Below are 22777 nucleotides of genomic sequence, written 5' to 3' on the forward strand. Positions count from 1 at the left end.
ACGTGAGCACCGAGGGACTGAACGGCGTGAAGGCCGGCGACAACCTGGTTCTGGTCACCGGCAACCGCTTTCGGGGAGACGAGCCCGTGACCGTCTCCCGCGTCGGCAGCAAGTACGTGTACGTGACCCTCCACGGCCAGGAGTGTCGGGAGCGCTACGACCGCAAGACGGGAATCGAGGAGGCCAGCGTGGTCTTCGGGGGAAGGCTGCTGACGCCGGAGCAGTACGAGGAGAGAACACACAGGGCGTCGCTGTTCGCCGCTCTTCTCGCCGCCGGGGTCAAGATCCGGCACGGCAAACGGGCGGACATGCCCACGGACAAGCTGAGAGCCCTGCTCGCCGTCATGCAGGACCACCACACCGACCACACCGGCGAGGAGGGGAGAACACCATGACAGCACAGCGACGCCACGACGTCGACTGGACCGACGAGAACAACCCGCGGACCGCCATCGCCCAGCCCGGCGACCAGCACGCCATGACTCTGGACGAGGCCCAGCAGGCCATCGACGAGGCAAGGAAGGAGAACCGCCCATAAGCACCCGAACTGCAGGGCCAGAGCCGAAGTTGTCACCAGTGTCGGGCCGCAGCCGCCGAGCAGCTCCTGGCCCCGCCCCGGCGCCGGGCGGCCTTTCGGCCGCTGCGCCGCCGACGCGACGTCGGTGCAGCCGCCTCACACCGGCACCGCTGTCCACAACGCCCTGGACCGCCGGCTGAGCGACCAGGCCCGGCGGCGCCCGGGGATGGTCGCTCAGCCGGCCGCTGCAGGGGGCGGCATTGGCCGGTCCAGACGCGGTGGTGCCGCTGGGCGTGGCGGCCGGGGGCGTCGCTCATGGCGTCGTAGCAGCGTGGGCCGCATGCCAGTCCCAGGCTGGCCTGCATCCAGCCCAGTTCAACGAACTGGTTCGGCGTGATGGTGGTCGAGCCGCAGTTGTCGCAGTGCCGTACGCCCGGGCCGGGGCACGGCAGTTCCAGTGTTGTCCTGACCGGGGAAACCAGGGAACACGTACCGTCCCACTTGAAGGGGTACGTACGGTCTACTTGAGAAGTAGGTGACGCCCTACTTGAGGCCGAAGGCCCGGATCAGGGTCTGGTTCACCGTGTTTCCGCCGGTGTCCCGCGCGGTCGCGCGCAGGCTCGCGTACCGGGCGCCGGACGGTGCGTCGAGCAGAGCCGTCCGGCCACCGTCCGTACTGTGCAACGGTGTCGGGAGCCAGGTGGTCCCGTCGTCGTAGGAGACCTCCAGCTCGACATCGCGGACCGGGGCGGCGCCTGCGGCGCCCTTCATCTGCGACGCGGTGACGGTCAGCGCGGTCCGCCGGTGTGCCCGGCCTGACAGGTCGGTCTCCACCGCGTAGTCGAGCTGGATGAGCGGCAGGGGCGTGATGGTCGTGTAGGCGGTGGTGCTGGAGGTGAATCCCCATTCGGTGCGGGTCCGAGTGGAGTACGGTCTGCCCGGCAGATCACGCGTGCCCTCGACGACGAGCCGGTACGGCTGCGGGTCAGGGGAGAGTCCGTCGACTGAGATGATCCGTTCGTTGGCCTCCTCGCCGAGCAGTTCGTCACCTTGGTAGAGGGAGATCCTCGAGGTGTCGCTGCCGGCCCACACGACGCCCGCGTGGCCGCCGGAGTCGCCCCAGGCGGTCATCGAGGACGTGCTCATGGAGTCGCCGACCCGGAAAGGCGCATGGTGGACGGCGTCGTTGAGCAGCCACGGCTTGTGAACGGGCGAGAACCAGGTCTCCGTCGTGACGCTGCGCGGCGCGTAGGAGCGGACCGTCCCACGTTCGCCGAGGTCGGCGACGGATGCCTCCGCGGTCCACCGGGCGTCGGGACCTGCCGTGACCCAGGATGTGAGGCTTCCCTGGGCTTGGATCGGCGTCGAATCGGCGCCCAGCATGACATCGGCACCGACAGCCAGGTCCCCGCGGAGTTCACGGCCCTCCGACTGTCGGGTGTCGCCGAACGACTCGTCGATCCGGGCCAGTTCACCGGTGCCAGGGCGGTAGGACGGATCGCGCGGGACGGCGTCCTCGTGATGCTGGACGAGGTCGTACAGGTAGCGTGGGTACGGGTGCGACACCACCTTCAGCGTCGCCTGGCCGGGCTTGCGGATCCGGCTCAGCAGTCGTGTGCTGTCGTCGGTGCCGAGGGAGGCGACCGGCAGCGGGGCGGCGTCGGGCAGATCGGCCCACATGTCCAGTTTTCCGTAGCCGTCGTCGAGGATCAGCAACTGTCGGGCGCCCGCCTGTGCCGCCGCGGCGGCCTGGTCCTGGGCGGGCACGGTGTCACTGCGCCGGACGACCGCCACCTGACCGCGCACCTCCAGCCCACGGAGGTCCGCCGCCGATCCGTCGCCGGCCCAGACCGCCCGGTAGGTGCCGCTGCCCTCGGGCAGCTCGGGGGACTGGCTCTGGACGACGACGTCGTCGTACGCCTGCGAACCCGAGGAGAAGGTCAGCGGTGGCTGGATCTGCCGCCAACGGGTCGCGAAGGTGTAGGAGCCCTGCGTCACCTTCGGTGTCGGGGTCACCCACAGGGTGTCGTATATCCAGTATTCCGGCATGTAGCTGTCCAGATAGGGCCGCATGTCGCCGTACGAACGGTACTGGTCCGCTCTTACGAAGCTGTTGGCGGTCGGCTCCGGGGTGAGGGCGGCCGCCTTGCGCAGGTCCGAGACGTTGAAGTGGATCGCGCCGTCGGTGTCGAGGTCGACCTGCGGCGCCGAGAAGACCCCGAGGCCCAGGGAGTGCGTCCCGTCGGCGCCGGGCACGGCGGCGTACATCCATACCGCGTAGGTGCTCGGGACCATGCTCAGATTCAGCGAGCCGGAGTCGTCCACGGTGTACACCTGCGGTGCGGTGTTCCGCTTGATGTCCTTCACAACGAGGGTCCCGGGGAGCCCTCCGTGCGAGCCCTTCGCTGTCACCGCGAGTGTGACGCGCCGTCCTACCTTGTTCACACCGATAGGTGTGCGGGTGAGGACCGAGCCGTCGGGGCCGGTGGCGGTGAGCATGCTGGTGTAGGCGGCATTGTCCTGGGCCGCGTCGTAATGCGTGAGGAGGCCGACGGACGCCGTGCCGTGTGCGGGCACCGTCAGATGGTCGTCGGAGAGGGTGAACAGGCCCTCCGGGGTGTTGGGTCCGAACAGGTTCAGGTCCACCGTGACGGGCGTGGACCCGGTGTTCGTGTAGGTGACGTCCTTGCGATCGGTCTGTCCCGGCGTGTATGGATAGTGGGCCTGGGTGAATGCCGACGACGGCGCGACCAGCGTGGCCCTGACGGCGGCCGCAATGTCGAGCCGGCCGCTGCCGCCCTGGTAGGGGCTGTACTGGCGGGTGCTCGACGTGGTGCTGACCAACGCGTCCTTGAGCTGCCGGCCGGTCCAGTCCGGGTGCTTGGCCGCCAGCAGGGCCGCGGCGCCCGCCACGTGCGGGGTCGCCATCGAGGTGCCGCTCATGGTCGTGTAGGCGCCCTCGCCCTCCGGCGAGTACTGCGAGCGCGCGGCGAGTATGCCGACGCCCGGCGCGGTCAAATCGGGTTTGACGGCGTTGTCGCCGACGCGCGGGCCGCGGCTGGAGAACGCCGCGAGCTGGTCCATGCCCTTGCCTGGACCGTTCACCGCGCCGACGGTGAGAGCATCGTCCGCGGCACCCGGTGCGCTGACGGTGTACGGGTCGGGACCGGAGTTGCCGGCGGCGATGACGAACAGGGCACCGGTCTCCTCGCTGAGCCGGTTCACGGCCTGGCTCAGCGGATCGGTGCCGTCGGTGGTGTCGCCACCCAGGCTCATGCTGATGACCTTGGCGTGCTGGTCCCGGGCGGCCCACTCCATGCCGGCGAGGATCCAGGAGTCCTGGCCGCTGCCGTCGTTGTCCAGGACCTTGCCGATGTGCAGGGACGCGCCCGGCGCGACGCCCTTCTCCTTGCCGTCGGAGGCGGCGCCGGTGCCGGCGACCGTCGAGGCGACGTGGGTGCCGTGGCCGTGCCGGTCGGTGACGTCCTCGCCGGGTACGAAGCTCTGCGTCGCCGCGATCCGCCCCGCGAAGTCCGGGTGCTCGGCGTCGATTCCGGTGTCCAGGACTGCGACGTCCACGCCCTGTCCGGTGTCTCCGCCCTGCCAGACCTCCGGGGCGCCGATCTGGGCGGTGCTGTCGGAGAGTGTGGCCTTGGCCTTGCCGTCCAGCCACACCTTGGCGATGCCGCCGGCCAGTTTCCCGGCCGACGGAGCGCTGCCGGCCGTCCGCGCGCGGTACGGGTCCGTCGAGGTGCCGGTGAGGGAGGACCAGAAGTCGGCCGCCCGTGCGTGCTCGGCGGAGATGGCGGCGCCCTGGATGCTGCTGAGCGTCAGGGTCCTGCGTGCGCCGTCCGGGGTCTTCGCGCTCCGGGCACGGGCGGCGGCGTCGGTGTAGGTGACGATCAAGGGCAGCCGGTCGCTGCGGGCATCGTCGTAGCCGTCCTTCAGCAACTCGGTGACGTCGAACAGCCGCTTGTCGAGGGCCCCCGAGGCGATGTAGGGCAGCGCCGCGTCCGGGTACACGTAGGTGTCGTCGCCCAACGATATGACGTGGGAGCCGCCCGACCTGCCGCTCGGATCGACCACGGACGTTGAGGAATGCCTGTCGGCGGTCGTGGAGACCGTCACCTTGTCACCGGTGATCAGAGTGACGACACGCGTGGAGCCGGCGCTCCGGACAGTGGAAACCGGCAAGGGGGCCGACGTGCCGGCCGACGCGGTCGGCACTGTGGCTGTCAATGCCGCCAGAACGGCGACGGCTGATGTCAGCCCGCGTCTGCGGGACGGAGGCATGCGCAAGAGAACCTCATGAACTAGAAGGGCAGGAGACTCCGCAGTCAGCCATCCGTTCGCCGTACTGTAAACAAAGATCTTTGACACTTGGGTGTCATGTCACCGAACGGACAGGATGCAAAACGGTGCAGTCGACCCACTTGGGACACTCGACAAAGACGGATGTTTCCCCGTCTGCCGCCGCGGCGTTGGCCTTCCCCACGGGTGTGCGCGGGTGATGTCGGGAGTGGACGACATGGCGGAGAAGCAGGCCCCGTTGGCGACGGTCGGGCTGGACGAGCAGGCCGAGGAGGTGTACCGCCGGCTGCTGGCACAAGGCGGCGGAACGGTCGACGACGTTGTCTCGGCGTTCGGGATGACCTATCCGGACGCACTCGCCCTGCTCACACGACTCCACCACTCCGGTCTGGTCAGCCGCCGTTCCTCGGGCGAGTTCCTCACGGTCGATCCGCGGCACGCGCTGCGCGCACTGGTGGAGTCGCGTGAACGGCAGCTGGCCGCCGTGCGGGATGCGGCGGGTCCGCTGGGGGAGATCTTCGACGACGCGCGACGCGGCAGCGCGGCCGCACCCGCGACCAGGACGATCAGCGGCCCGGAGGCGGTCGGCGACCACTACTACCGTCTGAAGCAGGCCGCCCAGGAGGAGTTCTCCGCGCTGGGACGTCCGCCGTTCCTCCTCGCTCCGAACGAGCCGATGGACGAAGCCGCGGTCGGGCGCGGCGTGCGGGTGCGTGCCGTCTACGCCGCCGCGAGTTTCGACACCGAGGCCGGCTGGCAGGAACTGGGCAGTCTCGTCTCGCGTGGCGAGGAAGCCAGGATCGTGCCGTCCCTGCCCATCAAGCTGGCAATTGCCGACCGGTCGGCGGCCATGGTGTCACTGGACCTGTCGCCCGGCAGTGCTGAGTGCCTCTACACCGAAGCGCCCCCCTTGTTGGACGCGCTCACCGAGTTCTTCGAGCACTACTGGAGCGCAGCCTCCCGCCTGAGCGGTGTCCCCGGCCCCCGGTCGACGGCGCCGGCCGTCATGAGCGATGAGCCCCGGCCTCCCACCGACGATGAGCGCAAACTCCTCGCGTTCTTCGCCGCGGGTGTCAAAGACGACACCATCGCCCGCCAGTTCGGGATCTCGACGCGGACGCTCCGGCGCCGCATCCAGGAACTCTACGGGGAACTGGGCACCACCAACCGGTTCGGCGCCGGCGTGGCCGCGGCGCGACGCGGGTGGGTCTGAGGTGCTCCGACGACGCACGGTTCGCCGCCGGGCCAGGTGCACCAAGACGATCGCCGCAGGTCCCACCATGCCCCTGGCCCTTCGAACACCCCGGCGCCGCGGACAGACACAACCCGCCCGTCCACGGCGCTGCTCCACTCTCCCAGGCCATGCCGCCTCCCCAGTGGGGCACGCGAGTGAGAACCAAGGGAGCGCGGCAGAAAGGTTCGATGCCGGCGCAGCGCACGGTCGGTGACGCCGGGGTAGATGCCGGAGCACCTCCATTTGTACTCGCCCGAACCGCGTTCGTTCTTCGCGGCCTGGAGGCATTCCTCGATCGCCCAGCCATCCCGGCCACCCTCGCCAGGTCTTCAACCGTGCAGGTCACCGGCGCGTAGGCGAAGTAGTAGGGGATCTCCTCTGTCCGTGTGAGACTGCGGCGGGCCAACACCCACCGGTGATGGGTGGGCTTGTCGCCATCCTTCGCGAGGCGGACTACCATCGCGGCGGCCAGTTGCTCACCGGGCAGCGCAGTCTGCTGGGCCTGCGCGGCTTCCACGCAGGTGCGAGCGAGCGCGGCGGCGTTCTTGGCCTTGCGGTTTCTCAGCCAGGTCTCGATCCGCTTTGCGCCTGTGCGGCGGATCTCGGCCGGAGTCTGGTAGCCGTCAGAAGCATCACGGGACCCTTGTTAGTCAGGTCCAACGAGCGCTCCAACGCTGGGAAGATCTCCAGCAGTTGGGCCCGGAGACGGTTGATCTGCCGGGTGCGGTCGAAGACAAGGTCCAGCCGTCGGGTGGTAAGGGTGCGCAGGTCGGTGGCTATCTCGTCGCCGGGCCGCAGCAGCCCCAGGTCCCCCGGCGGACGCGAGCCTGGTCCGCGATGACGAAGGCGTCCTTCGCGTCCGTCTTTCCCTCACCGCGGTAGGTGGTTGAGGCCCGATGCACTGCCAGGCCGGTGAGATAGGCGACGGGCTGACCGTGGGCGGTGAGCAGCCCGATCAGCAAAGCAGCACCGCCGTGATTGAGATCGACGGCCCACAACACGTCGTTGGATAGCGCCAGCACATCGCCGATCAGCGCCAGTAGCTCTGTCTCGTCGTTCTGGATCCGGCGAGACAGCAGCCGCTCGCCCTCCGCGTTGATCACCACGGCATGATGATGCGTCTTGCCGATGTCCACCCCGGCCCAGATCTCGGGCACGGTCACCTCCGCCAGCTCGTCGTACATCGATCCCGCAGACGACCTCGCCGGCGTTGTCCTACAGCAGCGATCGAGTCGCGTCTCCCAATTGGCGGTCGAGTCGTCGCGGGGCCCCGGGCGGCCAAGTCCCGTAAGCCGTCCAGCGGCTCAGCCTTTACAGCCATGCCCGGAGCCCCGGGCCCTCCGATCGTACGAGTGACCAGATCAGACCCACGTGGTGAAGGTAGGACAACCTTTAGGGACGGATCGAGTCCGACCCCACGATCGGCATCGAGTGACGGCCGGCACCGCCCGACCGCACCAAGGCCCTTGCTGAGGAACAGATCGCCGCCCTGTGGCGGCCGGACGTCTCGCTGCGGGAGAAGCCGTTCTGGAAGGTGCTCTACGAGTCGGCGGCCCGCGCCGATGAGGTGCTGTGCCTGAACGTGGAGGACCTATATCCGCAGGACAAGCGCGGCAGGATCACCGCCAAGGGCGGGGCGATCGAGTGGATTCACTGGCAGTCCGGCACCGCCCAGCTCCTGCCCCGACTGATCGCCCGTCGCACCCGCGGCCCGTTGTTCCTCACCGACCGCAAGGCCCCGGCCGGAACACCCACGCTGGACGTGTGCTCCGACACCGGCCGGGCCGGCTCTCCTATCGCCGGGCCGAGGAAATCTTCGAGGAGAACACCCGGCTACTGGCCAACCCTCTCGCCTCGCCCGAAGACATCGAGGACCTGAACGGCTGGAGGCTCCATCGGTTACGCCACAGTGCCCTGACACACGACGCTGAGGGGGGCACCTCCACCCCGATGCTGCGGGCCCGCTCCCGCCACGCCTCCGTCCGCTCCCTGGAACGCTACCCCCGCCCCAGCGTCGACGCAGTCGCCCGACACGTCGCCGAACGCGACCCCGCCGCCCGCCGGAAACGCTGATGCCTCAAAGATCAACTTCTGGCGGCTTCTGGATCCACCTCGGTGCTCCCCCTTGAGCGGCGACGGCAGGAACACCTGACGAGCCGTTCGGGCGCTGTCGCGAGGCGGGGAACGAGCCGAACGTAGGCAACCATCCCGACGGTCCTCACCAAGGTCTGGGGCGCCACGACCGCCGCGGCCGCAGCCATGCCGCCCGGCATGGGCCGACGCCTCACCGAACCGCTGGAGTGTCGCTTAGCGGGGCCTGAGTCCGTCGACGACGACGTCCAGCATGCGGTTCAGCTGAGGGCGCTGCTCGGGTGCGCCGGCCACGGAGAGCAAACCGGCGAGGATGGCGCCTACCTCGACCGGGTCGATGTCGCTGCGCAGTTCTCCTGCTGTGGCGCCGGCCTCTAGCACCATCGCCAGGACTTGCTGGACCTCGTCGCAGACCGGTCCGGTGCCGAAGCGGCCGGAAGCGCTCATGGCGACCAGGGCCTCGCAGATGCCGCGTCGTTCGCCGGCCCAGTCGGCGAATCGGAGCATCCACGCGTGGAGGGCCTGTGCGGGCGGCTTGGTAGCCAGCAGGGTGTGCGCTGAGCCACGATCACGGCCTGGTGGCCAACCAGACGGTCACGGCCGCGGTGGCGGTGAGTCCGACATTGAGTGTGATCCGGCGGTCTTCTCCGGTCAGGTGAACGGCGATCGCACCGATCTGAAGAAGTACGAAGCCGATGGCTGCGGCCGACGCCAGCCAGGGAGCGGTACCGGTCAGCGGTGGGAGGACCAGACCGGCCGCGCCGAGTATTTCGACCGTTCCCAGGGCCCTGACGGCGGGCAAGCGTATGCGGTCGACCCAAGCCATCATCGGTCGGAGCTGATCGCGGCTGCGGATCACCTTCAGCGTGCCTGCGTAGAAGTAGAAGAGCGCGAGCAGTCCCGCGACGATCCAGTAGGCGATGTTCATGGTTCCCGTTCACGGGCCCCGGTTCGCGGGGTCCTGTCGATTGCGTCGGGTGCCAGGGAAGCCCCTGGAGACGGCTGGTCCGTCGTCCGAGGGGTTCGGACGCGAAAGGCGGGAGCGGCACGGTCCCAGAGGCCCGAGGGAGGGGGCCGTTTCCCGTCCCTTCGGCTTCAGGCGAGGTCGGTGGCGGGCTGTGTCGCGTAGCGGCTCATCGTGTCGATGTTGGCCTGTGGCGTCAGCGGCCGGCCGGATGCGAGCACTTCCTGGAGGTCTCGGAAGTACCGCAGGTAAAGGTCGGGTGTGAATGTGCTGAGCATGACGGCGGGTTGGTCGGTCAGGTTGGCGAAGGTGTGCGGGGTGCCGGGCGGAACCATGACGAGCGTCCCCGCGGTGGCGTCGTAGTCCTGGTCCCCGACGGTGAACCGCACGTTGCCGGAGAGGACATAGAAGCCCTCGTCGTGTTGGCTGTGACGGTGCTGCGGTGGACCCTGCGTGTGCGGGGCGAGGACGGACTCGGCGATCGCGAGGCGGTGCCCGGTGTGGCTGCCGTCCTCCAGAACACGCATGCGCGTGGTGCCCAGAATGATCGTCTCGCCGTCGTGGGGACCCACCACCGATACGGCGGGGTGGGCCTGCGGCTCGTTGGTCTTCGCTTCTTCGGTCATGTTCACGAGTGCACCGCCGGGACCTCGCCCTTGTCCAAGACCCATTCGGCAGAGCCGATACCTCATGGGTATCGTTGCAGCGTGGAGCTACGGACCTTGCGCTACTTCGTGGCGGTCGCCGAAGAACTCCACTTCGGCCGGGCCGCCACCCGACTGCATATGAGTCAGCCGCCTCTGAGCCGGGCGATCAAACAGTTGGAAGCCGAGGTAGGGGCTCTGCTCTTCGCCCGCTCGCCCACCGGCGTCACGCTCACTCCGGTGGGTGCGGTGCTGCTCGACGAGGCGCGAGCCCTACTCGACCACGCCGACCGCGTCCAGGTGCGCGTGAGCGCAGCAGCCGGCGTCGCGACCATCACCGTCGGCATCTTGGGCGACGGCACCGATCCGCGAGTGGCCAGGCTGGCCGCGGCCTACCGCCGAAACCACCCCGGAGTCGACATCCGCATCCGCGACACCGATCTGACTGACCCGACGTGCGGACTGCGCGCTGGACTGGTCGACGTCGCCCTCACCCGGGCGCCGTTCGACGAGACCGCCCTGACGGTGCGTGCGCTGCGGACCGATCCGGTCGGCGTGGTCCTGCGCGCCGACGATCCGCTGGCCCGCCGCGATGAGCTGCGGCCGGCCGAGCTGAGCGACCGCCGCTGGTTCCAGTTCCCGCAGGGCACCGACCCCATCTGGCAGTCGTACTGGAACGGTGGCAGGCCGCGCGAGGGACCAGTGGTGCGCGCCGTCCAGGAATGCCTGCAGGCTGTGCTGTGGAACGGTACGGTCGGCCTGGCTCCGCTCGGGCACGACCTGCCCGTCGAGTTCACCGTGGTGCCGCTGATCGACATGGCGCCTAGCCGAGTGGTGGCAGTGTGTAACGAAGGAGACACCAACCCGTTGACCCGATCATTCATCGAGATCGCGACAGCCGCGTACCGCCACTGAGGATTGGACTGGCAATGGCGCTGCCGCGAAGCTGGGGCAGGCCAACCAGGACACCGTCCGGGAAGTGATCCACCGGTCCAACGAGATCGGCCTGGCCTGGCTGGACCCTCGGTGGGCGTAAGGCCGTCCGCGCCTTCTCAGTCCTGACGACGAGGGCTTCGTCGTCCGGTCAACGGCCAGCCCGACGTCAAACGTGCCGTCGACGGGTCGGTGCGGCACCTGCCCGACTACATCCGCGGCAAGGGCAGTTCCATCATCAACAACAGCAGCCGCACCGCACGCGTCTACCAGAAGGACGACTCCTTCGGCCGACACGTCTGCGTCGGACGCGAGGGCGGCACCATCGGCGACCTGCGTTCCTACCAGCTCCACGACACCACTCACAGCGTGCGCAACAACGACACCCCCTGTGGTGAGCCGAAGCACGATAGGTGTCACCACCGGCATCCGCTGAACTGCGGCTTCAGCCGGGCGAAGAACAGTGGTCGTCACCGATACGGCGCGCCATCTGTCACCAGCGGCCCGCGAAGCAGAGTCGATGTCACCGCCTCTGCGCCCCGCAGCTGGAATGTGGTCGGGCGAATCACAGGGGTGGACTGCGGTGACGTCACAGGGCTCCGGCGTCCCGGGCCGTCCAGACGCTCGGGTAGATCGGCCGGAAGCCGAGTTCCCGACGGATCCGCAGGTTGGACGTGATCCCGAACCACGGGTCGGGGTCTGTGAACTCGTAGAGCCCTGCGGGCACCTCGACGCCGTTGAGCTGAAAGAGCTCGACCGTCGTGACGGGGGCGTCGTCGGCGATGTTGTAGATCCGGCCGGCGATGCCCGGCGCGTACAGCAGGCGCATCAGGCCCTGGGCTACGTCCGCATGGTGGGCCATCTGCAGGCGCTGGTGCGGCGCCCAACGGGCAGCCCAGTGCAGGACGTCGGCGAGGTGCGGGTCGCCCTCGCCGTAGACGAAGGGGAGCCGTCCGATGCGTACGTCCAGGCCCTTGAGCGCGAGCAGTTCGCGCTCGGCCTCGGCCTTGGACTCGGGGTAGGCGCCCCACATCGCGCCGCCCGGCCGGCTCTCGTCCTCCTCGGTCAGCGGGCGGCCCCGTCCGACGCCGTACACGTTGTTCGTGCTGACCTGCACGAACCGCTCCACGCCCAAGGCCTGCGCGGCGCGGCCCAGGGCCACCGCGGCGTCCCGATTGACTGCCCATGCCTCCTCGTCCGGCACGCCGCGGAAGGAGGCGGCCACGTTGACGACGGCGTCCACGCCGGCGAGCGCCTTGCCGAGTGTCTTCTCGTCGCGTATGTCTCCTACGGCGACCTGGGCGCCCAGCTCCGCGAAGTGCTCGCCGCGGGCCGCGTCCCGTACAAGGACGCGCACCTGCTCGCCCGGCTGCCGCTGGGCCAGCAGCCTCGGCACGAAGCGGCGTCCGACCTGTCCCGTCGTACCGGTCACCAAAGTCAGCATGATGTGCTCCTCACCTCACGCGCTGTGTCGCCTGTCGTTGATGACCAGCCTCGGCGGATGCGGGGACGAGCAGGAGAGACTTCTTCATCAGGGGATCGGGAGTCCCTGGATAAGCCGGCCGGCCTCGCGCACCCTGGAGAGGTGAACCGCGCCGAACTCGCCGACTTCCTGCGCCGCGCTCGCGCCCGCCTGAACCCCTCCGACGTGGGCCTCACGGACGGAGCCCGCCGCCGTACGCCGGGGCTGCGCCGCGAGGAGGTGGCCCAGCTGGCCGGCATGTCCGTGGACTACTACACGCGGCTGGAACAGTCCCGGGGCCCGCGTCCGTCCCGCCAGATGCTCACCGCGCTGGCCCGCGCCCTGCGCCTGACGGAGGAGGAACGCGACCATCTCTTCCATCTCACCGGTGAACAGCCGTCGCGCCGGGAGGAGACCAGCAAGCACGTGCGCCCGGGCCTGCTCCTGGTGCTGGACCGACTGCACGACACCCCGGCGATGGTGGCGACCGACTGCGGCGAGGTCCTGGCCCAGAACGCGCTGTCGCGGGCGCTGAGCGGGGACGTCCTGGTCCGCCCGCCCCGAGGACGCAACATGATCCGCCGCTTCTTCCTGGACCCGGCGGCCCAGGAGCTGTTCCCGCCCGAGGACCGCCCGGAGCGCGCCCGCGAGCAGGTGGCCGGCCTGCGAGCGGTGGCCTCGGCCCGTCCCGCGGACCCCGAGCCCGCCGCCCTCGTCGCCGAACTGCGCGCCGCGAGCGAGGAGTTTGCACGCCTCTGGGACGAACACGAGGTCGCCGTACGCCGCGCCTCCACGAAACGATTCCGGCACCCTACGATCGGCATCCTCGAACTGGACTGCGAGGTCCTGGTCAACTCCGACCACAACCAGCAGCTCGTCATCCACACGGCCCGCCCCGGCACGGAGTCCTACGAGCGCTTGCAGTTGCTGCGGGTGGTGGGCTTGCAGGACCTGACGCCGACGGGCCCCTGACCACGAGCGTGCCTTCGAGTGCGCTCCCTGCCCGCCGCACATCGCCCACGATCTCGAACCCCCACATCATCTGAAGCCGATAGCAGTACAACGTCTGCCACTGCCACAGGCAGGCGGACCACCTACTACCGTGCACTCAAGCCGCTGCTTGCGCGGCGGGGAAGCCTGCGCACGACGGCCGTCACACCGCGCTGCCCGGCCCTACTGCCCGCCTGTCGCCGATCCAAGCGTGCACGGGTACAGGTACTCGTCGGCGGGGATCGTGGTGCCGTGTGCCCAGGCCGCGAAGAAGCCGGTCAGATCCTGGCCGGCAGTCTTCTCGGCCAGCGCCTCGAACTGCGGCCAGGAGGCGTTGCCGTACCAGAACCCGTTTCATACAGGTGACACCACCAACCGATCATTCCTGTCCAGCCAGACGCCGGAGAGGGCCGCGCCCGCACCCGGTGAAGTTGCAGGACGGGCGGGCCCAGCGGAACGGCCCGCCACCGGCGGGGTGGACGGTCAGTACCACTCAGCTGCCCAGGCAGTACCTCGGCCGCCTGGCGCGAGCGGTGTTGTTCCTCGGCCACGTCGCCGTTCATGCCCGCGCCGCCGGCGCAGGTGACCACGGGTGCAGCGGCGGGTTGTGGGCGCCCGGCGGCCGGGACGTGCCTCGGCTACAAGAGGCAGCAGTTACCAGCGAGTTCGCGTCTCCTTCCGCGCCAAGCGTCTCTCGGCTTCCGGTCGAACCGGATGCACTCACCGGACATGTCCGGTCCTTCCCCGAGATCCTTACCGAGTGGCAAGGCCAACGGCTGCCAGAGTGGCTCGGCGCCTTCCGCAACGACAACCTGCCCGGTCTCCACACCGTCGCCGCCGGTATCGACCGCGACGCTGTCATCGCCGGTCTCACCATGACCGGATCAAGATGCTCAAGGTGACCGACGCGTCAGGACGGCTGTCCCGCTGGCTCATACCCCTCATCGATTCGGCGAGGAGCCACACCGAGAACCAAGTTCTCCATGGCCTGGGGCATCGGTCCAAAGCGGGCGACCCAGGTCTCGACGAGATAGATCACGCCCACTTCATCGATACCCAGGAAGAACCGGCCGTGGTCCAGCTCGCCGAGCGGGTAAAGGTGGCGCCCGACCGCTTCGCCCCACTCTGCGAATCGGTCATCCTCGCCCCAGGCCAGTTCGGGGTCCAGCTCGAACGGCGTGCGTGCACAGCTGATCCCTGGTCCGCTGACGTTCAAAGTCAAACCGCCGAACTCTTGCAGGAAGGCTTCCGCAGCGTCGTGCATGGCGAGGCCGACCGCGTCGAACACGGATCGCCAGCGTGCCGTGTCCACCTTTCGTCCAGGTGTCCATCCCGACGCCTCCAACACCTCATCTACCTCTGGCGACCAGCTACTCATCCGGGCCTCGACTCCTCAGCTACGGGTGAGCAGTGATCATCCCAGCGGCCGGCGTCCCTGAACAGTGTGTGACCGCTTCACGGGAAGCGAGCCAGAGCCCGAGCTTTGACAGCACTGCGGTTCTTGTCAGGGCAGCATCGGGGTGGGTCTGGTGAAAGGTGCTGGTGATGCCGCAGATGTCGAAGGCCGAGCTGTATGCCGCCATCCGGCGTGACCACCGTACTGGTGCGTCGACGCGGGCCCTGGAGCGCAAGTCCGGAGTGGCGTACCGGACGGTGCGGCAGGCGGTGAACTCTGCCTGGCCGGAGCCGCGGAAGCAACGCCCGCCGGGTGCTACCGCGCTCGATCCGTACAAGTTCGCAATCGACCAGATGCTGCGGGCGGACCTGGATGCGCCTCGCGAACAGCGGCACACGATCACGTGGCCGCGACCTGGGAGTTCGCCCGCTTGCCCAGCGTTCCGCAGTACTGCCGGGGCCACCCCCACCGAGGCGGTGCCGCACTTGGGAAACAACACATTCTCGACCACCCGCACCTCAGGGCGGATCGCCTCGCACAGCCGCTGGGCGATCCGCCGCGTGACCGGCAGCGGATCCCACGGCGACTGGTTCACGAACTGCTGCAGGGCCTGCATGGTGCCGTCCGGCAGCCGTTCGGCCATCGGCTGGATCGACTATCGCCGGCCGGCCAGCATCAGCCCCCGCAGATAACACTCGCCCCACCGGCGCTGATCCCGGCCGATGCCGTCCTCGCCCGCCTCGACCTCACCAGCGGGGCCGCCGACGACATCGCCACGGTCGTCGTCCGCCTGGAGGCATAATCCTGGTTGGCCTCGTCCACGAGAACGGGTTCCGGTTCAACTTCCGTGGTGTACCTACCACCTGTGACCATTGATCTTGCTGATTCGTCCCGCGGGATCGTCTGGAGATCGCGCAGGACGACGGCGACGTGATCCGGGTGGGTGTCACATGCCGGGCAACCCGGGCTCGGTGCCCGGTCCGCGGAGCTGGCAGGGGCGGGTGCACGGCTCATGGCGCTGTCGGCGACGATGAGGAAGGTCCCGAAGCCGCGGAGCTGGTGGGCAGGGCCCTTTCGATGGCGGTGCCGGTGTCACGGCCGTCGATGTAGGACCACAAGTCCCGGATGTGGTAGTCGAGGTCGTCGGCGAAGCTGAGGTATCCGGCGTACTCCTCCACGTCCTGGACACAGGGCAGGCGCGACGCGGTGACCCACAGGTCGGGCGGGGTCGTTCTTGGCATACTCCTCCGCGATCTGCTCGATGAGGAGTCCGCTGAGTCCGTAGGAATTGCGGCCGCTGCGCGGGGAGTTCTGCGTCGTGGACCGGTGACCCGGTCAGGGCAAGGGCTGATCCTGCTCGCAGGTGCCGCCATGACTTCGCCTCGTCCGGGGCGGCGTGGTCGCGGACCGGGTCGCGGGCGGTGATGGTGTGCGCGGGCGGTTCGGGGACCCGGAATGGTTGCGGGGTGGAGACGATGTGTCGCGCGGCGGGCCGGGCGTGTCGCGTCGGTCAGCGGCGGAGCGGGGGCACGGTCGGCGCCCACGTGGGACCGGCGTCACCGCTCGGCCGTCAGCACTGCTCCGCCGCCAGGGCGCACAGCTGGGAGCGGTTGGGCAGGCCGGTCTTGGCGATCAGGCTGGCGACATGCTTCTCGACGGTGCGCGGCGATATGTAGAGCCGGGCGGCGATGTCCTTGTTGCTGGGGCGGTCGGCGAGCAGCCGGAAGATCTCGTATTCGCGGACCGTCATGCCCTTCAGGCGCAGCTCCGGTGGAATCCGGTCGCTGCCGGTGCGGTGCTGGCGGACCGGGGCACCGATCGCGCGCAGCAGGGTCCGGCAGGCGCCGGCCACCGCGGCGGCGGAGGTCTCGCGGAAGTGGTGCTCGGCCTCCCGCAGCCAGCGCTCCGGCTCGCCCCAGCCCAGCGCGTGGGCCTCCTCCGCGATCAGCCGTTGTCCGAGGTGGCGGGCGGTGGGGTAGGGCTCGCCCGCCTGCTGGGCGCGCAGTGCCGCCTCTCCGGCGGCCTCGGGGCGGCCCTCCCGGCCGAGCAGGAGGGCCTCGGCGAGCAGGACGAAGTGGTGGTTCCAGCGCATACGGCCCGCGGCGCTGCCGGCCAGCCGTTCGAGGTGGGCGCGGTCGGCCCGGCCGTCCAGGAGGTCGAGCAGCAGGCCGAGACCGTGCCGTCCGCTGAGGTGGAAGGTGGTCGGGTTCTCGGCCTCCAGCGCCTCCAGGTCGGCCATGGTCCGGGCCGCCTGTTCCCGGTTCTCCTCCAAGAGGGCGCAGAAGACCTCGGCGAGACCGAGGGCCAGCGGTTCCTCGGGCGAGCGGCTCCCGCCCCAGTGGCCGAATCCGGTCAGGGCCTCCTCCATGGCGTCGCGGTCGCCCTGGTGGGCCGCCAGCACCGCGCGGGCCATCATCAGATAGCGGGCCACCGGCGTGAGCTTCAGGCGGGCCGCCATGGTCAGCGTCTCGTCGCCGAGCGCCCTTGCCTCGGCGAACCGGCCGCGCAGCACGTCGTGCAGGGTGAGGATGCCGTCGATGCCGTAGACGACGGGGACCGCGCCGAGCCGCCGGGCCTCCGCGCGGGCCTCGTCGAGGGTGGCGGTGCTGCCGTCGTCCAGCCATCGAATGCCGCCGAGGCGGGTGAGCGCGTACATCCGCGGGAGGGGCAGGCTGTGCCGCTCGGCGGTGTTCATCGCCTGTTCCAGGTAGGTGCTGGCCTCCGCGAGGTCGCGTTCGCGGGCGACCACGCCGAGGAGCTCCCATGCCTGGCAGGCGACCAGGGGCAGGTTCTGCCGCTCGGCGGTGGCGAGGGCCGAGCGGGCCAGCCGCTCGGCCCGCTGGGTGCGGTCCCGTCCCGGCGTGTCGAGGCACAGGTACGCCTCCACGACATCGGTCAGCGCTGTCTGCGCCTCGTCGGGCGCCGTCGCCAGCAGTGCCCGGGCCCGTTCGATCTGGTTGTTGCCGTCGGCCCAGCGGCCCGCCACGTAGGCGACGTGTGCGAGTCGGGTGTGCAGGGCCGCCAGCCGGGCCGGTCCCAGGCCGGCTCCGACGAGTTCGCGCAGGCTGCTGGTGAGGCTGAGCGCACGGGTCAGGTCCCCGGTCTCCGCGAGTGCCGGCAGCAGCGCCTCCAGGGCCTCGGCCCGGGCGGTGGAGTCGCCGCCTTCCGCCAGCAGCCGCTCGGCGCGGCCGAGCATGGCGACCGCGGAGCCGATCGCGCCGTCGGCGAGGGCGCGCCGCCCGGCCTCGGTGAACAGCCGGCCGGCCCGGACGGGGTCGCCCGCGTTGGCACGCAGGGTCGCCGCCAGGGGGCACCAGTCGCCCGGCAGACCGGGGTTGAGGGTCTCGATCGCGTCCGCGGCCTGCGTGGAGAGGGCGACCCGAGTGGTGGGGGTGAGCTGTGCGAGCAGCGCCTCGGCGGTCAGAGGGTGTTGGAAGGCGTACCAGTCGGGGGCGGGTTCGTCGGCCGCGACCAGCCGGGCCACCACGCTCGCGTGCAGGTGACTGAGCAGGCTGCGGTCGTCGACGCCGGTCATCGACTGGAGCACCGACAGAGGGAAGCGCCGGCCCAGTACGGCGGCGGCGCTGAGCAGGGTGCGTCCCTGCGGGCCGAGCTGGTCGATGCGGTGGATGGCACCCTCCAGCAGCGCCCTGGGCATGTTGCGGCGCAGGTCGCCGACGACCCGCCAAGCGGCGCCCTCGCGGACGAGGGAGCCCCCGGCGACCGCGCCCTGGAGGAGTTCCTCGACCAGGTACGGGATGCCCGCGCTGTCCTGCCACATCTGGACGAGGACCTCGGCGGGCATCAGGCCGGGGTCGGTGTCCAGGCAGGAGGCGATCATCCGGCCGACGTCGTCGGCGTCCAGCGGCGTCAGCCGGAAGACGGTCGCGCTGCCGCGGCGCCCGGCGGACTCGGCGAGGCTCAGTGCCTCCCCGGGATCGGAGCGGAGGGTGGCCACCAGCATGAGCGGTTGCTGTTGGAGGTTGTCCACCAGGTACTCGACGACGGCGAGGGTCTCGGTGTCGGCGTCGTGCAGGTCCTCCAGCACCAGGAGGCAACCGGTGTCACGGCCGGCGTGGGCGAGCACCCGCAGGACCGCTTCCGCGAGGACCACCGTCGATCCCTGGTCGGGTGCGCCGGTGCTCCAGCCCGGGATGAGCCGGCCGAGCACCGGCCGGTACGGTCCGAGGCTCGCCTCGTCCGGGGTCACCCCGCCCCGGGAGAGCGGCATCAGTGCCTCGGTGAGGGGCCGGAGCGGCACCATCGGGCCGATGGTGCTGCTCCGGCCCTTGAGGACCCGGACACCGGTGTCCAGCGCCGATCCGATCAGCTCGGCGACCAGACGTGACTTACCGATCCCTCCCTCCCCGACCAGGAAAGCCGTGCCTCCGCGTGACCGGTCCAGACCGCGCAACGCTTCGCCGAGCTCGGTGACCTCGGCCTCACGACCAATGAGATGAGCTGCCCGCAGACGCATACCTCCGGATGGTAGCCACTTGCTCACGGAGGTCACACACCGCGCGGACGGACCGTGCGTGACGAGGGGTCAGGCGGGGCTCGACACGGTGGTGATGGTGGCGGAGCCGAGGGCGACCACCACGCCGCTGCCGAGGGTCATTCCGGCCAGTGCCCGGGTCCGGGCGCACGCCCCGTTCCAGCGGAACAGCCGGATCTGGCCGGCCGGGTCGGCCACCGTCGCGGACGCGCCCGTGCTCCGGGCGGGGACGGAACCGTTCTGCGGGAAGCTGGACATGGGTTTTCCTCTCTGTGGACGTCGATCCGGCTGGGGATCGCTTGGGTTCACCGAATGTTCGTCTTTCCAAGGGGGTGTGGTGCCCCCGAGCCTGGGCGCGGGGGGCTCAGCCCCCGCCGTCCGGGCCGGGTTCGAGCAGCAGGACGGAGGGCACGGTGTCGGCGAAGCCCAGCCGGAGCAGGGCGTAGCCGATGCCCGAGAGTCCGGTGAGCAGGCCGGGCGTGGCCACGCGGCCGGGTGTCCCACAGCGGGGTCCCCAGGCGTGGAGCAGTCCGAGTGCCAGGCCGGTCCGTCCGGTGGGGCCGCTGCGTGTCTCGGCCTGGCCGTGGCCGGCGAGGGCGGCCACCGCTTCGGCGATGCCCAGTTCGCCGTGGCAGAGGCTGAGGTCGGTCACCGGGGGGTGTTCGACGAGCCGACGGGCCGCGTTCCCGGCCGGGCCGTTCGCCCGGTGCGGCGGGAGTCCGGCGTCGGCCGCCGCCAGGAGGACGCCGCTCGTGCCGGAGCACCAGCCCGCGTCCAGCCGGTCCGCCGCGGCGAGGGCGCTGGTCAGCCTGGCCCGGCCGGCTTCCTCGGCCCGCGCGCCCAGCGGGCCGCCGGAGAACCGGGCGTGCCGGGCGAGCGCCCAGCCGATCCCCGCCTCGCCGAAGGCGAAACCGAAGTCCTCCGGTGTCCCGTCGCCGGGCCGGCGGGCCGGCGGGAGCTCCAGCAGCCGTGCGGCGACGCGGTCGGCGAGGGCGGCGGCCTGCGGCAGCCGGCGTTCGCGGTGCACCGCGTGCAGGGCGGCGAGGGCCCCGGCCAGGCCCTCCGACACGTCCGGCGGGGTGTCGTCGTCGAGGGCCGCCGACGCCAGGGCGTCCAGCGCCGTCGGCAGGCACCCCGCGAGGTCGTCGTCGACCAGGGTGGCCACCCGTGCGAGGGCGTAGCAGATCCCGCCGAGGCCTTCGAAGCCGCCGGGGCCCGCGGCCCGGCTCAGCGCCGGATCGGCGGCCATCGCCGTGACGAGGTCGGGCACCGGGGCGAGCGCCGCCCGGGCCAGTCCGGTGTGCCGGGGAGAGCCGGTGAGCGCGCCGAGCTGGGCCAGGAAGAGGGCCACTCCGCTGTACCCCTGCGCCAGTCCGGCACCCATGGGCAGTACCGTCCATCGGCCGTCGACCGCCTCCAGGCCGATCCAGTTGGCCCGGCCGTGCCCGTGGACGGCCCGACCGGCGATCTCGTCGGCGATGCCGGAGGCGGCGGCCAGCAGGGCGGAGGGTTCCGGCAGGGTGGCGGGGGCCGGCCGGGCCCGGCGGCTCACCCGGTGGTGGCGCCGGGCGGCGTCGGGTTCCGCGGACGCCAGGGTGGCCGAGATGATCCATTCCTGGGCGTGGCGGTCGACGGTGGTCATGGCGGCGAGCTTGGCCTGTGCGGAGGCGAGGCCGGAGGTGTCGAGGACGCCCTCGACCGGGCTGCCGTCCGAGGCGTGGACCTCGGGCGAGCGGGGCCGGTGGAAGAAGACGGGGACGTCGCCGTCCCACAGGTCGGCGATCTCGTGCTCGATCAGGGCCTGGCGGGCCGGGTCGCCGTCCGAGTCGGCCCAGAGCACCGCGAACATGGCGTCCCGGTCGAGCCCGTCGCGCAGCACCTGCGGATGGGTCGCCTCCTCCAGCAGGGTGGCGTAGAGCACCGTCGGGCGGGGCACGAGTCGGCCGACGGCGTCCGCGCCGGCGGCGAGCGGTCCCGCGGGGCCGGACAGTTCGTCGCGGTGCCGGACGACGGCGTCGTACCCGGTGCGGAATCCCGCGAGCACCGAGGCCTGCCGGTCGGCGCTCCCGGGACCGGCGTCGGCGCTGTAGGGCCGGTTCAGCGCGCCGGTGAACGGCACCGGGCGGCGTACCAGGCGCATCTCGTCCGTGCCGGCGTCCTCCCAGACCATCCGGGTGTTCGGGGACAGCCCGCCCGGTGCGCCGCCGAGCGCGGAGACGTCGACCGCGCCCAGTTCGCCCACCAGGAGCTGCGGCAGGAGGCAGGTGCGGTGCACGGAGGAGGCGTGCGCCGCGGCGGCGGGGTCCGGCAGGGTGGTCCCGCCCTCGCGCAGGGCGGGGTGGAGCAGCGTCTCGACGTCGACGAGCACGGGGTGGTCGCCGTGCGCGAGGACGTTCTCGTAGTGCAGGTCCACCCCTTCGAGGGTGTAGGCCAGTGCGATCAGCGCCCCCTGCCGGCGGTGGAACCGGTCGATCTCGGCCAGCGAACGGCACGTCCGGTGTTCGATGTACTCCACCCAGCCGTAACCGTCCCCGGCCACCCAGCGCGGGGTGCGCAGCCCGAGTTCCGGCGTCCTGTCGTCCAGCCAGCGGGCCATCCGGTCCAGCAGGGCGTGCTGGTCGACCGGCCGCGGCTTGTAGACCGCGCCGGCACCGTCGGCGAAGCGGAGCACCGCGACCGACCTGCCGCGCTGGTGCAGGTCCCCCCGCCCTAGTTCGACGGAGGTGAGCCGGCCGGGGTCCCGTCCGGCGAACAGGTCGTCGGTCAGCCGCGGCCGGTCGGCGGCGAGCCGCGCCAGTAGTTCCGCGCCGGACCGGGCGGTGTGCCGGCAGGTCTGGGCGAGCAGCCGGGCGAGTACCGGGTATCCGGCGAACAGGCGGGCGAGACCGGCCCGGGTGCCGGTCCGGGCGGTGAAGTCGGCGAACCGGGCCGCGGCGGTGGCGCCGGACAGCTCGCCGCCGGCCCGAGCGGCGGCCAGTTCGACGGCCAGCGTCCGGGCGGCGGCCTTGGCCAGCCGGCGGGTCAGCCAGTGCTCGTAGGCCCCGGTGAACACCGCCACCTCGTCGGGTTCCGCGCCGTCCGCCCCGGCCTGCTCCGCCAGCTCTGCGACGGCCGCGGTCACCAGCGGGCGCAGCACCGGCGCGAACACGGTCGCTCCGTCCGCCGGGTCGGCGGGCGCGGTCACGGCTGTCCCGCCGACCTCCGCGGGTGCTTCGGGGGCCGCGGCGACCGCGTCCTCGACGAACACCGACCACCGCGGTTTGGTGAGCCGGGCGGCCAGCCGGGCCGGGGGTTCGGCGGCGAGCGCGGCCATCAGCCGGCTGTCGGCGCCCAGATAGGCCGAGCGCACCGACTCGCAGGTCAGCTCCATCGGCGAGCGCGGGTGCGGTCCGGCGGCCGGGCCCGCCGTCGGCGCCGTCGGCGGGTGCGGGGCCGACAGCCGTTCGCGCAGTGTCGCGGCCGGCGCCCACCAGGCGGGCGTCGCCTCCGTGGTGGGACGGGCGGTGTCGGTTGTGGTCACGTCCGCCACCCTTCCAGCGGCGGCGCCCGCCCGTACAGGGGATGGGGACCCCCACATTCCGCGGCGGACTACCCAGTCGGCGCCACCGCCGGGCCCCCATTCGCCCGGAGGGGGGGTCCGCCGGGTGCGGTGGGCGGCCGTGAGGACGTGGGGCCGGGGCCGGTCGAGCCCGCGGCGACGGGCGCCGTCCGGGGGCGGGGGCCGCGTGCGGTCGGGGGCG

General features: G+C 71.1%; 18 protein-coding genes and 2 pseudogenes. 8 read left to right on the plus strand and 12 right to left on the minus strand.

Going from position 1 to position 22777, the window contains the following annotated elements; all coding sequences use genetic code 11:
- Positions 1–2 precede the first annotated feature (2 nt).
- Positions 3–395, plus strand: a complete 393-nt coding sequence (locus ACH4LD_RS32870) for a hypothetical protein (protein ID WP_398057906.1) — start codon at positions 3–5, stop codon at positions 393–395.
- Entirely contained in the window at positions 392–538 is a 147-nt protein-coding gene (locus ACH4LD_RS32875; RefSeq protein WP_398057905.1) for a hypothetical protein, read from the plus strand. The genes ACH4LD_RS32870 and ACH4LD_RS32875 overlap by 4 nt, the downstream gene beginning before the upstream one ends.
- 522 nt (positions 539–1060) lie before the next feature.
- Here the strand turns inward: ACH4LD_RS32875 and ACH4LD_RS32880 are convergent.
- Positions 1061–4558, minus strand: a complete 3498-nt coding sequence (locus ACH4LD_RS32880; RefSeq protein WP_398057904.1) for a S8 family serine peptidase — start codon at positions 4556–4558, stop codon at positions 1061–1063.
- Between ACH4LD_RS32880 and ACH4LD_RS32885 the strand changes: the two genes are divergently transcribed.
- A complete protein-coding gene (locus ACH4LD_RS32885) occupies positions 4545–4829 on the plus strand; it encodes a hypothetical protein (protein ID WP_398057903.1) in 285 nt (94 codons plus the stop codon). The two genes, ACH4LD_RS32880 and ACH4LD_RS32885, sit on opposite strands and share 14 nt — an antisense overlap.
- Positions 4830–5045: 216 nt before the next feature.
- The gene (locus ACH4LD_RS32890; protein WP_398057902.1) at positions 5046–6041 is read left to right on the plus strand and encodes a LuxR family transcriptional regulator; all 996 of its coding nucleotides are present in this window, start codon (positions 5046–5048) and stop codon (positions 6039–6041) included.
- A 460-nt stretch (positions 6042–6501) separates the two neighbouring features.
- On the opposite strand, the pseudogene ACH4LD_RS32895 reads toward ACH4LD_RS32890, so the two are convergent.
- Positions 6502–7219, minus strand: a pseudogene (locus ACH4LD_RS32895) (IS110 family transposase); the annotation flags it as partial.
- A 377-nt stretch (positions 7220–7596) separates the two neighbouring features.
- On the opposite strand from ACH4LD_RS32895, the gene ACH4LD_RS32900 reads away from it, so the two are divergent.
- A complete protein-coding gene (locus ACH4LD_RS32900; RefSeq protein ID WP_398057901.1) occupies positions 7597–7941 on the plus strand; it encodes a hypothetical protein in 345 nt (114 codons plus the stop codon).
- A gap of 428 nt (positions 7942–8369) precedes the next feature.
- Here ACH4LD_RS32900 and ACH4LD_RS32905 read toward each other — a convergent pair whose 3' ends face one another.
- The 3 genes from ACH4LD_RS32905 to ACH4LD_RS32915 all read right to left on the minus strand — a co-directional run bounded on the left by ACH4LD_RS32905 (position 8370) and on the right by ACH4LD_RS32915 (position 9743).
- Positions 8370–8702 carry a hypothetical protein gene (locus ACH4LD_RS32905; RefSeq protein WP_398106205.1) on the minus strand — a complete coding sequence of 111 codons (333 nt, stop codon included), beginning with the start codon at positions 8700–8702 and terminating at the stop codon, positions 8370–8372.
- A 19-nt stretch (positions 8703–8721) separates the two neighbouring features.
- The gene (locus tag ACH4LD_RS32910) at positions 8722–9081 is read right to left on the minus strand and encodes a DoxX family protein (protein WP_398057900.1); all 360 of its coding nucleotides are present in this window, start codon (positions 9079–9081) and stop codon (positions 8722–8724) included.
- Positions 9082–9248: 167 nt separating this feature from the next.
- Entirely contained in the window at positions 9249–9743 is a 495-nt protein-coding gene (locus ACH4LD_RS32915; RefSeq protein ID WP_398057899.1) for a cupin domain-containing protein, read from the minus strand.
- An 81-nt stretch (positions 9744–9824) separates the two neighbouring features.
- Here ACH4LD_RS32915 and ACH4LD_RS32920 point away from each other — a divergent pair, with 81 nt between their 5' ends.
- Both ACH4LD_RS32920 and ACH4LD_RS32925 read left to right on the plus strand, forming a co-directional pair.
- The gene (locus ACH4LD_RS32920; protein WP_398057898.1) at positions 9825–10676 is read left to right on the plus strand and encodes a LysR substrate-binding domain-containing protein; all 852 of its coding nucleotides are present in this window, start codon (positions 9825–9827) and stop codon (positions 10674–10676) included.
- Positions 10677–10886: 210 nt separating this feature from the next.
- Entirely contained in the window at positions 10887–11372 is a 486-nt protein-coding gene (locus ACH4LD_RS32925) for a hypothetical protein (RefSeq protein ID WP_398057897.1), read from the plus strand.
- Here the strand turns inward: ACH4LD_RS32925 and ACH4LD_RS32930 are convergent.
- Positions 11284–12138: an NAD-dependent epimerase/dehydratase family protein gene (locus ACH4LD_RS32930; protein ID WP_398057896.1), complete on the minus strand. Its 855-nt coding sequence runs from the start codon at positions 12136–12138 to the stop codon at positions 11284–11286. The two genes, ACH4LD_RS32925 and ACH4LD_RS32930, sit on opposite strands and share 89 nt — an antisense overlap.
- Positions 12139–12279: 141 nt before the next feature.
- On the opposite strand from ACH4LD_RS32930, the gene ACH4LD_RS32935 reads away from it, so the two are divergent.
- Positions 12280–13128 (plus strand): helix-turn-helix transcriptional regulator, encoded by an 849-nt coding sequence (locus tag ACH4LD_RS32935; RefSeq protein WP_398057895.1) that lies wholly within the window; start codon positions 12280–12282, stop codon positions 13126–13128.
- Between the two features lie 928 nt (positions 13129–14056).
- Here the strand turns inward: ACH4LD_RS32935 and ACH4LD_RS32940 are convergent.
- From ACH4LD_RS32940 to lanM, 6 genes and pseudogenes are all read right to left on the minus strand, one after another.
- Positions 14057–14524, minus strand: coding sequence for an SUKH-3 domain-containing protein (locus ACH4LD_RS32940; protein ID WP_398057894.1), 468 nt, complete (start codon positions 14522–14524; stop codon positions 14057–14059).
- A gap of 420 nt (positions 14525–14944) precedes the next feature.
- A pseudogene (locus ACH4LD_RS32945) lies at positions 14945–15266 on the minus strand (transposase); the annotation flags it as partial.
- Between the two features lie 286 nt (positions 15267–15552).
- Positions 15553–15783: a hypothetical protein gene (locus ACH4LD_RS32950; RefSeq protein WP_398057893.1), complete on the minus strand. Its 231-nt coding sequence runs from the start codon at positions 15781–15783 to the stop codon at positions 15553–15555.
- A 329-nt stretch (positions 15784–16112) separates the two neighbouring features.
- Positions 16113–19019, minus strand: coding sequence for an AAA family ATPase (locus tag ACH4LD_RS32955; protein WP_398057892.1), 2907 nt, complete (start codon positions 19017–19019; stop codon positions 16113–16115).
- Between the two features lie 69 nt (positions 19020–19088).
- Positions 19089–19295 carry a hypothetical protein gene (locus ACH4LD_RS32960; protein ID WP_398057891.1) on the minus strand — a complete coding sequence of 69 codons (207 nt, stop codon included), beginning with the start codon at positions 19293–19295 and terminating at the stop codon, positions 19089–19091.
- Positions 19296–19401: 106 nt separating this feature from the next.
- Positions 19402–22557, minus strand: coding sequence for a type 2 lanthipeptide synthetase LanM (gene lanM / locus ACH4LD_RS32965; protein WP_398057890.1), 3156 nt, complete (start codon positions 22555–22557; stop codon positions 19402–19404).
- Between the last annotated feature and the right edge of the window lie 220 nt (positions 22558–22777).

Origin of the sequence: Streptomyces sp. NPDC017676 (genome assembly GCF_044329325.1) — a bacterium.
In the GTDB taxonomy this organism is placed as follows: domain Bacteria; phylum Actinomycetota; class Actinomycetes; order Streptomycetales; family Streptomycetaceae; genus Streptomyces.